This window comes from Congregibacter brevis, assembly GCF_045689245.1.
Taxonomy (GTDB): Bacteria; Pseudomonadota; Gammaproteobacteria; order Pseudomonadales; family Halieaceae; genus Congregibacter; species Congregibacter brevis.
The window spans coordinates 683515-695017 of sequence record NZ_CP136865.1 but is presented as its reverse complement, the minus strand read 5'-3'; the positions used below and the strand labels follow the sequence as shown (position 1 = coordinate 695017).

The 11503-nt window shown below is 53.2% G+C and carries 12 protein-coding genes; 3 read left to right on the top strand and 9 right to left on the bottom strand.

Going from position 1 to position 11503, the window contains the following annotated elements:
* Positions 1–193 precede the first annotated feature (193 nt).
* The 3 genes from R0137_RS03130 to R0137_RS03120 all read left to right on the top strand — a co-directional run bounded on the left by R0137_RS03130 (position 194) and on the right by R0137_RS03120 (position 2463).
* Positions 194–400, top strand: a complete 207-nt coding sequence (locus R0137_RS03130) for a cold-shock protein (RefSeq protein ID WP_008293511.1) — start codon at positions 194–196, stop codon at positions 398–400.
* A 110-nt stretch (positions 401–510) separates the two neighbouring features.
* Positions 511–969, top strand: a complete 459-nt coding sequence (locus R0137_RS03125; protein WP_407328461.1) for a PaaI family thioesterase — start codon at positions 511–513, stop codon at positions 967–969.
* Between the two features lie 84 nt (positions 970–1053).
* Positions 1054–2463 carry a M20/M25/M40 family metallo-hydrolase gene (locus R0137_RS03120; protein ID WP_407328459.1) on the top strand — a complete coding sequence of 470 codons (1410 nt, stop codon included), beginning with the start codon at positions 1054–1056 and terminating at the stop codon, positions 2461–2463.
* A gap of 65 nt (positions 2464–2528) precedes the next feature.
* Here the strand turns inward: R0137_RS03120 and R0137_RS03115 are convergent, their stop codons facing one another.
* The 9 genes from R0137_RS03115 to R0137_RS03075 all read right to left on the bottom strand — a co-directional run bounded on the left by R0137_RS03115 (position 2529) and on the right by R0137_RS03075 (position 11410).
* Positions 2529–3761: an acetyl-CoA acetyltransferase gene (locus R0137_RS03115; protein WP_407328457.1), complete on the bottom strand. Its 1233-nt coding sequence runs from the start codon at positions 3759–3761 to the stop codon at positions 2529–2531.
* 101 nt (positions 3762–3862) lie between these two features.
* A complete protein-coding gene (locus tag R0137_RS03110) occupies positions 3863–5560 on the bottom strand; it encodes a class I adenylate-forming enzyme family protein (protein WP_407328456.1) in 1698 nt (565 codons plus the stop codon).
* A 178-nt stretch (positions 5561–5738) separates the two neighbouring features.
* Positions 5739–7088, bottom strand: a complete 1350-nt coding sequence (locus R0137_RS03105; protein WP_407328454.1) for a tetratricopeptide repeat protein — start codon at positions 7086–7088, stop codon at positions 5739–5741.
* An 87-nt stretch (positions 7089–7175) separates the two neighbouring features.
* The gene (locus R0137_RS03100) at positions 7176–7781 is read right to left on the bottom strand and encodes an energy transducer TonB (protein WP_407328453.1); all 606 of its coding nucleotides are present in this window, start codon (positions 7779–7781) and stop codon (positions 7176–7178) included.
* 5 nt (positions 7782–7786) lie between these two features.
* Positions 7787–8209 (bottom strand): ExbD/TolR family protein, encoded by a 423-nt coding sequence (locus R0137_RS03095; protein ID WP_407328451.1) that lies wholly within the window; start codon positions 8207–8209, stop codon positions 7787–7789.
* A 1-nt stretch (position 8210) separates the two neighbouring features.
* Positions 8211–8618 (bottom strand): ExbD/TolR family protein, encoded by a 408-nt coding sequence (locus R0137_RS03090; protein ID WP_405269168.1) that lies wholly within the window; start codon positions 8616–8618, stop codon positions 8211–8213.
* A 49-nt stretch (positions 8619–8667) separates the two neighbouring features.
* The gene (locus tag R0137_RS03085) at positions 8668–9186 is read right to left on the bottom strand and encodes a MotA/TolQ/ExbB proton channel family protein (protein WP_405269165.1); all 519 of its coding nucleotides are present in this window, start codon (positions 9184–9186) and stop codon (positions 8668–8670) included.
* A 17-nt stretch (positions 9187–9203) separates the two neighbouring features.
* On the bottom strand, positions 9204–10625 hold the full coding sequence (locus R0137_RS03080; protein WP_407328449.1) for a MotA/TolQ/ExbB proton channel family protein: 1422 nt from the start codon (positions 10623–10625) through the stop codon (positions 9204–9206).
* Positions 10625–11410: a DUF3450 domain-containing protein gene (locus R0137_RS03075; RefSeq protein ID WP_405269159.1), complete on the bottom strand. Its 786-nt coding sequence runs from the start codon at positions 11408–11410 to the stop codon at positions 10625–10627. The genes R0137_RS03080 and R0137_RS03075 overlap by 1 nt, the downstream gene beginning before the upstream one ends.
* Between the last annotated feature and the right edge of the window lie 93 nt (positions 11411–11503).

The following is an 11503-nucleotide window of genomic DNA, read 5'->3' as shown; positions in this document are numbered from 1 at the left end:
CATTGTCCGCTGCCTGCTGTTGGCTGTGCGTCTATTAGATCCGCATCGATCTTTTGTGTGGAACGGTGGGAGAGTAAGTAAGGTCTTTATCCGGAGTAAGTACTCTACAAACCGCTCAGCCAAAACTGATCTCACATAGCGTAGAACGCGACAGGGACAAATAAGGCGGCGGAGAAATCAAAGGTAAAAAAGTATGTCGACAGTAACCGGTACCGTAAAGTGGTTTAACGAATCCAAAGGCTTTGGCTTCATCGAACGTGAAGGCGGCCCAGACGTTTTCGTTCACTTCAGTGCTATCAAAGGCGATGGATTTAAAACGCTGACAGATGGTCAGAAAGTGGAATTCACTGTCACGGACGGTCAAAAAGGCCCCCAAGCAGAGGACGTGGTTGCTGTCTGACACAGTCTGACGCAGTACTACGAACACCCCGTTCAGTTCGTTTGAACTGAATCAGAAGCCCCGGTAACGGGGCTTTTTTTATGGCGCAGCAAGACAAAAAAGGACACAGCATGTCTACATCAATGGGTTCGCTTGTTAGTCAGGGAAACTGGCGCGCCGTGGAGACGCTCTTCAATGAGAAGGAGTTTGTCCGTCGCCTAGGCCTTGTAGTAGACCTCACAAACCCTGAGCAGCCACGCGGTGACGTGCGCAACATCGAGTCCTATCATCTTGGCGGGATAGGTCAGGATTTTGTAAACGGCGCAGTAACCTCAGGTGTGATTGATATCATGCTTGGCCTCACGGGCGTGCGCTTTGCCGACATGGGCTACTTTGCAACACGTAACCTGCAAATCGATCTCACGCTACCTGTGGAAAAAGACGGCTTCTACGTTACCGCCCGAACCACTAGCCGTATCGGCAAAAACCTCTTTGCCGAGGCAACGGTTTTCAACCCTGACGGGGAGCCAAGAGTTCATGCGACTGGCGTTGTCCGTATCGGTATTCGTGGAGCCTCGAAGTCGGCTTGAGAGCCAATAAAGATTTAGAGCAATGAACTGTGAAGATCAACCAGCCATGGCACACTAAAGGCTAGGACTATCAGGAAAGCACCCATGAAAAAATTGATTACCGTGTCAGTCAAAACAATTCTCTTGCTTGCTTTGTCGAGCACCGCACTAGCACAGGATAGCGAGCTGGGCCTTAGCGACGGCAGTGTTGAGCACGCAAAAGCGCTGCGAGACACTGCGATGCAGGGCTCGATGGCTTACAGTATCGTAGAGTCGCTCACCACAGAAGTAGGTCCTCGTCTTGCGGGCACCGAAGCAGAAGCTCGTGCAAGGGACTGGGCAGTAGCCAAGCTCGACGAGCTGGGCTTTGAGAACGTACGCATTGAGCCCTTCACCATACAGGGCTGGGAGAGAGGGTCCGAGAGCGCCGAATTACTTGCGCCTTACCCACAGCCACTCTCATTCACGACTCTGGGCGGATCCGTGGCAACACCCGAGGCAGGTATAGAGGCGGATATCGTCCTCTTCCCTAGCCTTGCTGATCTTGAAGCCGCAGCACCCGGGAGTCTCACGGGCAAGATTGCCTTCGTATCCCATGCCATGCAGAAAACCCAGGACGGATCTTCCTATGGTTTTCACGGCCGCCTCCGGCGCTCTGGTGCAAGCATCGCCGCCAGTAAAGGCGCGGTTGCGATTCTTATCCGCTCCATTGGTACAGACTCCCATCGTATGCCGCACACCGGGTCCATGCGCTACGATCCGGAAATCGAGAAAATCCCTGCCGCGGCGCTATCTAATCCCGATGCGGATCAACTCGAGCGTATACATGCTCGAGGCGAGACTATGCGTGTCAGATTTAACGTTCAACCAACTTTTACTGGCGAGAGTGAAACCGGCAATGTGATCGTCGATATTCGTGGCACCGAGAGCCCTGACGAAGTTGTCATCATTGGCGGGCACCTGGACAGCTGGGATCTTGGTACCGGTGCCATCGATGATGGTGCTGGTATTGGCATCGCCACGGCAGCCGCCAAACTAATCCTCGACAGCGGGAAACGTCCCAAGCGAAGTATCCGCCTCATACTGTGGGGGGCAGAAGAAGTAGGTTTGTTAGGCGGTTTCGCCTATCTCGAGCGTCACAAAAAGGATTTGGAGAAGCAAATAATCGGCACCGAAAGCGATTTTGGCGCAGGGAAAGTCTGGCAGCTCAACTCTCAGGTAAGTGAAGAAGCCCAGCCCTTGGTAGATAAGATGGCTGAACTACTGGCGCCTATCGGCGTGGCTCCCGGTAGTAGTAACTCACCGGGAGCCGGCCCCGACCTAACGCCCTTGGTGCGGGCAGGAATGCCCTCACTACGGCTGAATCAGGATGGCAACGACTACTTTGATCTGCATCACACCGCGGACGACACGCTGGATAAAATCAATCCTCACGACCTGGATCAGAACGTCGCCGCATTTGCGGTCTTCGCCTGGCTAGCGGCAGATACCGATCTTCGCTTCAAAGCGCCTTAACTTACGCTCAGAAACGATCTCTAAGGTAAAACCCGGGGCTTTTGGCCCCGGCAAAAAGCATCGATTTAATCACCCACACCGACAATAAGGCTGGCGCAGGTGGTGGTGCTGCCGCCGAGATTAAAAGTAATCATGTTTTGAGCACCTGAGATCTGCGCGGCTCCGGCTTTACCAGTAACCTGTCGCGCGCAGTCCAATGCCATACGTACTCCCGTAGCTCCAACGGGATGACCAAGACCAATAAGGCCACCACTGGCATTCACCGGGAACGCTCCATCAGCTTCGATGGTGCCCTCCTCTACTGCCTTCCATGATTCTCCTGGCGCCGTAAGCCCACAATGATCCAGAGCCATGTATTCGGTAATGGTGAAGCAGTCGTGGGTTTCCAAACCATCCAAGCTATTGATCTGCGCTACATCAGCGCGACGCAAAGCATCGGTGATCGTCGCCGCCGCATGGGGAAATAGCAACGGTTGGCCTTCGCTAAGCTTTAACTTTTGCTCCAGCAGCAGTGGTGCTGAACGATGTCCCCAGCCTTTTATTTTCGGCATGTCTGAAAGCTGTATGCCATTCTTCTGCGCGTGTTCTTTCGCGACCTTCTCGCTTACGAGAAGCACACAGGCTGCACCATCGGTGATCTGCCCACAATCCAGCTTACGAACTCGCCCTTCGATCACCGGGTTAAGCTTGTCGTCCTCGCTAAAACAACCGGACGGGAACAGCCAATCCCGAGATTGCGCATGGGGGTTGCGCTTTGCATTGGCAAAGTTTACTTCGGCAATACGCGCCAAGTGCTCATGTTTAAGACCATGGCGCTGTTCATACTCCGCGCTAATGCGATCAAACAAAAAAGGCCATGGGTAATCACAGTCCGTCGCTTCTTCACCGTGCCACACCGCGGCGCCTAAATGCTCTGCACCAGTCTTACCGTCAACATTGCGCATGAGCTCGATACCCAACACGCAAGCGACATCGTAATGGCCAGCTTCGATGTCTCGCATAGCAGATAGCATCGCGATAGACCCGGACGCGCAGGCAGCTTCATGACGGGAAGTGGGGATGCCATTCAGTTCGGGAAACACATGGGCGAAGAACCCGCCCATAAGTCCCTGGCCGCAAAACAGGTCTGCCACGAAGTTACCAACGTGACCCACCTCGATACGCGCAGGGTCGATGTTGGCATCAGTTACGGCAGCTTCCATGACTTCGCGAAACATAGAGTAGATGTCGAGACCTTCCCGGTTCCAGTTGCGGGCAAAGTCGGTTTGGGCGCCGCCCAAAAGATAAACTGCGCTCATGCGCATGCTCCTTTCATCATCCAATCCTTACAAACAGGATTTGTTATTGGAATGTGTTGTTGGGTTTTGTCGAGACATGCTTTCAAAGCACGCTCGGCCCATCATCTTGTCTCTACCCGTGTGCGCAGATCCGGGCGCACAACCTTGCCCAAAGGATTTCGCGGTAAGGATACAAACATCTCAAGTCGTTCCGGTAACTTAAACCTGGCAAGACCCTTTTCGCGAAGATACTCCTGCAAAGATTCAAGCGTAGGCGCTTCATGCCCTTCCAGGGCAACGACACATGCGCACACTCGCTCACCGAGGTCCTCATCCGCGTAAGCACATACTGCAGCTTCCGCGAGCCCCGGCATACCTTCAAGCAAACTGTCGATTTCGCTGGGCGATAATTTGGTACCGCCACGATTGATAATATCCTTGCAACGCCCCACGATACGATAGTGAGTTGGCTTCTCAGGGCAAATCTCCACAAGATCTCCACTTCTAAAAAAACCGTCTGCAGTAAACACGTCCTCACCATCATGATTGAGATAACCGTCAAAAACTCCGGGGCCATCTACGCAAAGCTCTCCTGAAACTCCGGGCTCGGTCACTGTGTCGCCAGTCTCCACATCATCAATTCGGGTAATCATGGCGTTGGGAGCGTAGTTGGTAAAGGAAGTACCCTCGGCACCCATGCGCGGAAACAACTGAGCGCGATCCTCTGACGAGGGCGAGTTCTCAGGTGTTCCGATCAGGCCGATTCCTTCGTTAGATCCATAGAAATTTATAATCGGTTTCCCAAAATCCTGTTCGAAAACCTCGATCATTGCCGGGGACAGGGGCACAGACCCCGAACCGATGACACGCAGAGCCGAAAAATCAAACTGCTTCCACATATCAGGCTGCTGAGCCAGACGATTCAGCAAGGGCGGCGGCGCGAGGGTGAAGTTGATTCCCTCCTCTTGCAGCTGCTGTAAGTACAACGGTATATCGAGCGGATGATGAAGAACCAGGGTGCAGTTACGCAGCGCCGACGGAAACAGAAAACCGCCAAGAGCAGCCATGTTAATCATCGGGAAAGGCGACAATAAGCGCTCACCATCCTGGTATTGAGCTGCGTAAGAGGTAATCTCGCCTTGAGCTATCCACATGTTGTGGGTTCTCGGCACTCCTTTGGGAGTACCGGTGGTACCGGAGGTCCAAGCGATGGTCAGAATGGCGTTTGCGTCGTCAGCCCATGCGGTCGATTCGGGATCCTCGTCTGCGTCGGCACCCGAAAACACATCAAGATCATCAAGAACGTCGACAACCGGTGTACCTGGCAACACAGCTCTCGCTTGGGACACCAAGTTACTGCCGCGAAGCTCGCTGACAGTGATAAACATTGCAGGGTGCAGCTCATCGGCGAAATGCGAGATTTCATGGGCAGCGTATTGGACTGCTATAGGTGAAATCACGGCGCCCAATTTACTGAGGGCGTAATAAAGAACAATCAGCTCAGCCGTGTTGGGCAGTTGCAGTATTACCGCGTCACCCGCTGACACGCCACGGCTCTGTAAGGCTCGCGCGCAAGCGGAACTCGCTCGGTGAAGCTGCGCTAAGCTCAGACGGCGTGGAGCAGCGCCCATGAGCGCCTCTTTATCCGGCTGGTCTACGACGGCTTCACGATCTGGGTGCGAAGACGCGTTCTTCGCCAGTAAGCCATGGAGTGTTTGAGTGCCCCAAAGTCCCGCATCGAGGTAGGCCTTTCCACGGTTGGTGCGGCTGGCAGGAAGTTGAAAAAGGGCCGATGCAGGCCGACTCAAAGAATCACTCATCAAGCGACGAATCCAAAATAGTTAGCGTTATTAGAGCAATCAGTCTAGGTGAGCACAGGGACCTGGGCAAGACGGCTCGCTGCTACGCAGGGAGCACTGATGCCGAGCACTGATGTCGAGTCTAGAGACACAAAAAACCCACCGCTAAGGGTGGGTTCTTCAGGCAGTACCGGGGTGTTTAGCCCTCAGCGGCCAGACTCTTTTGGCGTGCAAGCTCTGAGTTCATGTAAGCTATCCACTGATCTGCATACTTCTTGGAGCGCTCATCTCGGGCTGCGGCACGGAAAGCATCCCGAGCTTTTGCGTATTGCTTGGTGTTGAAGTAAGCCATTCCCAATACAAGACGAGCATTGTCGGCACGCTTTACACCACCACGATTCAAGCCCTTAGTAATTGCTTCGATCGCGTTTTCGTTCTGATCCGCATCCAGATAAATGTTGCCTAGACGGGCATAGAGATCCCCATCATCTGACATCGACGCAGCCTTTTCCATCGCAGGAATGGCATCGTCAACTTCCTGTGCCTGACGAAGCGCACCTGCTAACAATTCCCAGTTTTTGGAGTTGTCCTGCACAATCTCTTGCTCCAGACCTTCCTGAAGCACAAGGGAAGCCTTGTATGGCACGTCGGCGTTAAGGAATAGCGAGGCAATGTTGCGATACTCGCCATCTTTCTCAAGCATGTTCTGAACGTAGGCCGTCTCCATTGCACCTAGCTGGAGGGCTTCCTCGTTCATCTCTGAATACATGAAACTCAGCTGAACCCAATACTGCTTCTTGGGATAGTAAGTAACGAGCTGCTGCAAGGTTGCCACTGCTTCATTGGTCATGTTCTTTTCAGCGTAGAGAAAGCGAGCCAGGTTGTACCACTGCTCCTTTGGAATCTTGCCCTTCGCATCGAAGTCATCGATCGCGATATTGATGTTCTGCAAGGCCTTATCATAATCCTTGAGCTGATAATAACCCTGTGCCATCAACACGTAAGCGGTGGCATTTGGCGTATCGGTCATATCGAACCACTTCTGCAGAGCGTCGATACCATCGGCCCAGCGCTCCTGAACAAAGTACAGCTGCGCTACCGTAAACCGAGTATTGATCTCCATCGCCAACGGAATATCTGGCTGTTTAATCACGTTCTCGTAGGACTGCAGAGCAGAGGTGTAGTCTTCTTTCGAGTAATGAATAAACGCGTAAAGGTTGTAGACGTTCGCGAGTTCGTAACTGTTCAGCTCGTTGTCTCGACGACCGGCAAGCATGCCATCCAGAACTTTGGCAGCGGTTACGAGATCTTTAGCTTCCGCAGCGGTCTGAGCCTCTGCAAGCTTCTCGTAAACCTTGTTACGCAGAGCAGGTGTTCGTCTCGTTTCCTGCTCTTTCTTTGGCTCCGCGTCCTGCGCCTGTACCTGAGCTATGCCGCTCAGCACCGGCCCGAGAGCAGTCTGCGAAACCACAATCTGCGCGGCCACAACTGGAAGTGCCAGAAGAAAACTTCTGACTCCAACGTTCATTGCGTGTTTTGAGAACTTCATAAGCATGCCTTCACTTGTTCTTTAACTACGACCCCAACTCACCGCAGTAGTTTCCTCAAGAATTCCTACTGCAGTTAACGACGCACCTTATTGCTCAAGCTCGTAAGTAAACTTGTTTTGTACACCCGCCACTTCAATGGCTTCACCATCAACCACGCGAGGCTTGTACTTGAATTTTTCCGCAGCCTTCACAGACGCACGCTCAAAAACGCCAGAAGGTGCACAGTCAACCGGTATGGGATCGCGAATAGAACCGCTCTTGGTCACGGTATATTCAACAATGCAGTAGCCCGTAAGTCCCCGAGTCTGCGCACGTCGTGGATAAATCGGCGCAACCTTCACGATGGGTAGGTATTCACCATCACCTGAGGACATGCCGCTGCTGCTGATCTCTACCTGCACACCCGCGTTGGGGGCAATGTTGGCGACATCCAGATCGGTGTCAAAGTCCAACTCAAGAGGCTGTAGCTCGGGTGGTGGCTCTTCTGGATCTTCCACCTTCTCCGGCTTAACTTCCTTCGTGTTCACCTCGATTTCACGCTCAGGAACGACGATGTCAGCGATCTTACGACCCTTGGTATCAGTCTGTTCATAGTCTTTGTCGATGAGGCTCTGCATCAGGAAGAAGAGCCCAAATGCCACAGGTATTGCTACCAGCGCACCAATCAACGACCGTACAAAAGAATTACCCATAACGATTATGCCTCGTCATCCGTAGAGATACAGGGTGGCGACGTCAGCTGATCACGAACCTCGTCATACAGGTCCTCAACCACATAAGCTGGCGTATCCTGGTCAACCTGGATCACCATGTTTGCCTGAGGTGCTTCCTTTTTGGCTATCTCAACCATCTGGGCGGCACGTTCAATAGGCACCTTATTCTTGTTGTAGTAGATATCTCCCTTACTATCAACCGCGAAAATAATCGTTCCTCGCTCACAGGCAAGGGTTGTAGTGGCCTGGGGTTTGAAAATTTCAATACCGGGCTCTTTAACGAAGGAAGAAGTCACGATAAAGAAGATCAACATGATGAACACGACGTCCAACATGGGCGTCAGGTCAATTTGACCCGCTTCACCATCAGCAGCTTTTCGTTTGGCAGCGCTCTCTTGCAAGCTCATATTACTTACGCTCCCCGCTGGCCCAGTTGACCGCTCCAGCCCCTGCCTCGCGCGCCGCGTCAGCGACATCTACGACAGTATTGGCTCTTGCGCCTTTATCCACTTTGATACTCACCGCCTGTTCCGGGTCTGCAGCCAATAGCCGCTGAATGTTAGCTCGTACAGCGCGAGCATCTACCCGTCGATTCTCCATCCAAATCTGATCATCAGACTGGATCTGCACCAAAATACTGCTGGCGTCGGAAGGATCTGAGTTGGTGTTATCGGGACGATTAATTTCGATACCCGCTTCTTTAATGAACGAAGCGACAACGATGAAGAAGATGAGCATGATAAATACCACGTCCAACATGGGCGTGAGATCGATCTCAGCTCCTTCATCTTCCTGCTTCTTAACAAGTTTGCGCATGTATTAAATACCTGTTCGTGCCTGTTACTACGGACCTACGATCCGAGAATCAGTGATCAGACGTCAGCTGGTCTTCGAGCAATTCCTGCTCGCGATCGGCGATACGCTGTATGTAGGTGTTGGCAAACAAACCGGAAAGCGCTGCCACCATTCCCGCCATCGTCGGGATGGTCGCTCTTTCAACACCACCAGCCATTGATTTGGCATCACCACCACCTGTAACCGCCATCACGTTAAATACCTCGATCATGCCCGTTACCGTACCGAGCAGACCAAGTAGTGGACAGAGTGCCACTAGCGTTGTGATCACGTTAAGGTTGGCGTGAATGTCTTCACGACTGACCGAGAGCAACTGGCTTCTGATTTGTTTGGCGTTCCAGGACTTGCGCTCCGGGCGCGACTCCCATGCATTGATAGTCTCAAAGACTTCTTTGCGCCAAACGAAGCTAAAGAACCACAGTCGCTCAAAGATCAAGGTCCACATAACGAAGACCAGAATCGCGATGAGCCAGAGCACATTCCCGCCTTTATCCATAAAGGCGAGAATGGTTTCTAGGAAGCCTCCCATGCTTAGCAGCCTCCCGCTTACTTGGAGCTGGCTTCGGAGTGCGTAGCAACGATACCCGTCGCCTGCTCAGTCAACACGTGGATGATGCGCTGAGCGCGACCATTAACCAGCGTGTGTAGCAGAACCGTGGGGATCGCAACCAGCAGACCGAGTACCGTGGTGATCAATGCACCAGAAATACCGCCGGCCATAGCCTTCGGATCGCCCGCACCAAAGATGGTGATGGCCTGGAAGGTGACGATCATACCGGTCACCGTACCCAGCAGTCCCATAAGAGGCGCTACGGCTGCGATGATCTTGAGCAGTGTCAGACCTGACTCGAGTTTTGGTGTCTCCCGCATAACCGCTTCGGACATCTTCAGCTCGAGGGTCTCGAGATCCATGCTTGGGTTGTCTTCGTGGACCTTCAGAACGCGACCCAGTGGGTTGTTATCCATAGCCTTATCAGACTTGAGCTGCTTGCTCACCTTGGCACTCACGCCCGTGAGGACAAGTACACGAAGGATTGCAAGGAGGAAGGCAAAGATACCAACAGCGGTAATTGCGTAGCCCACGTAGCCACCCTGATGCCAGCGCTCTTCCAAGTTCGGGCTATCGATGATCGCCGCGAGGAAGGAACCGCCGGTAGGGCCTGTGGGGTCAATACCAAACTGATGCATGCCACCCGATGCGTTAGCCAGTTCACTCGCCCAGCCAGTGTAGTTTCCAGCAGGCTGACGTGGCAGCACGGCAAGGCTCTCGTTGGCGTATGCCAGGTAGTTACCTTCGGTGTCGATAACATTGAAAGCACCGATTCGAACGACGTCGCGCGGCGCGCGCTCACCCGAGGCGGTTGCTACTTCAGTCGTGAATGAAACGACTTTACCGGTCTCGGTGATCTCACGGAGCATTTCATACCAAACACGCTCGATTTCTTCGATGCTTGGCAGACGATCAGAGGTGCTCATCTTGTCGATAAGGTCCTGGAGGAACAGACCGCGATCTGGGTACTGAGAAGAAACCAGAGACACATCAAGGTTGGACTTGAGGTCACCAGAAGCTGCTGTCAGGTGTCCAAACAGTTCAGTCAAAGCACCTAGACGCTCACGCAACTGCTCTTGCTTGTCGGCGACGAGAAGTTCATTTGCTTCGAATGTGTCTTCGAGCTGTGCAGAGCGACGCTCTTCACGAGTACGCTCTGCTTCAGCGTCTCTGAGCATCTGCTCTTGGTTCGCTTTAGCGGCGGCGAAGCGCGCCTCACGATCACGATTTGCCTTGGCATCGGTAACCTGGCCCTGCTTCACGAAATCAAGCAGCTGGCTCATGTTCGCTGCCGCTTCTGCGCGCAGATCAGGTGCTGGTTCGGCAGGAGCTGCCTCGTCCTGCGCCATGACTGAACTGCTCATCGCAACCAAACCGCCCAAAACCAGAGCGGAAACCATATTGTTAAGCGATTTCATTATTGCGCCTCCGGTGCAGCGATGGGCATGTTAAGAAGTTCGATAGTGGCCGTTTTCTTGGCGATACGAACACCCTTGCGGATGGCCGCTGAGTAGTCCCCAGAGCTGAGAGGCTCCCAGCTGCGGGTCGTATTGTTCCATGCGCCGGCTTCAGCACCATCAGATGTTTGATAAACCAGGGCGATACGACCGATTCGCAGGAAGTCCACGTCCCGAGGGCCGGTGCCAAGATCAATTGTGTCGGTGTAAGTTTCAAAACCGCGTCCATACTGCAGCTCAATGTTGTAAGCCTCCAGCACCTGACGGAATTTCTCCGCAACGGTCAAATCAGATCGATCGACGTTGGTTTTAAGGAATTCGATACGCTGACGACGCTCTTCAAGGTTGAAAGGCACGTCCATCTCAACGAACTGCTCCAGACCGTCGATCATGCGAATGACCAAAGGCGTCATCTGGCGCTGAATGATCGTTACCTGGTCAATCGACTCATCGATGTCCGAAATGCGGCGCACCTGATTGTCGATCTGACGCTGGAGACGTGCGTTGTAGACGCGCAGACCGTCGATCTGCTTCATGACTGTTTTGTAGTCGTCGAGCAGATTGCGGGTTTCGTCTGCAAGACGATCTACCTTCGCCTGGGACTCGCGGGCCGCCGTTGTTTTCTGGGCGCTGACCTCGAGTATGTTGTCGAGTGTGCTTGTCTGTGCAGACGCTGCCAGACCCACTAGGGCGGACAGTGACGCTACAGCGACAAGCAGCACATTCTTCAGTCGATAGCTAGTCATGGGAATTGTGCTTCCTGTGTCGAGAGAAATGTGAACTGTTCTTTGTGATTGCAGTTGAGACCAAATGTCGGACTGGACCAACTGATATTAGTC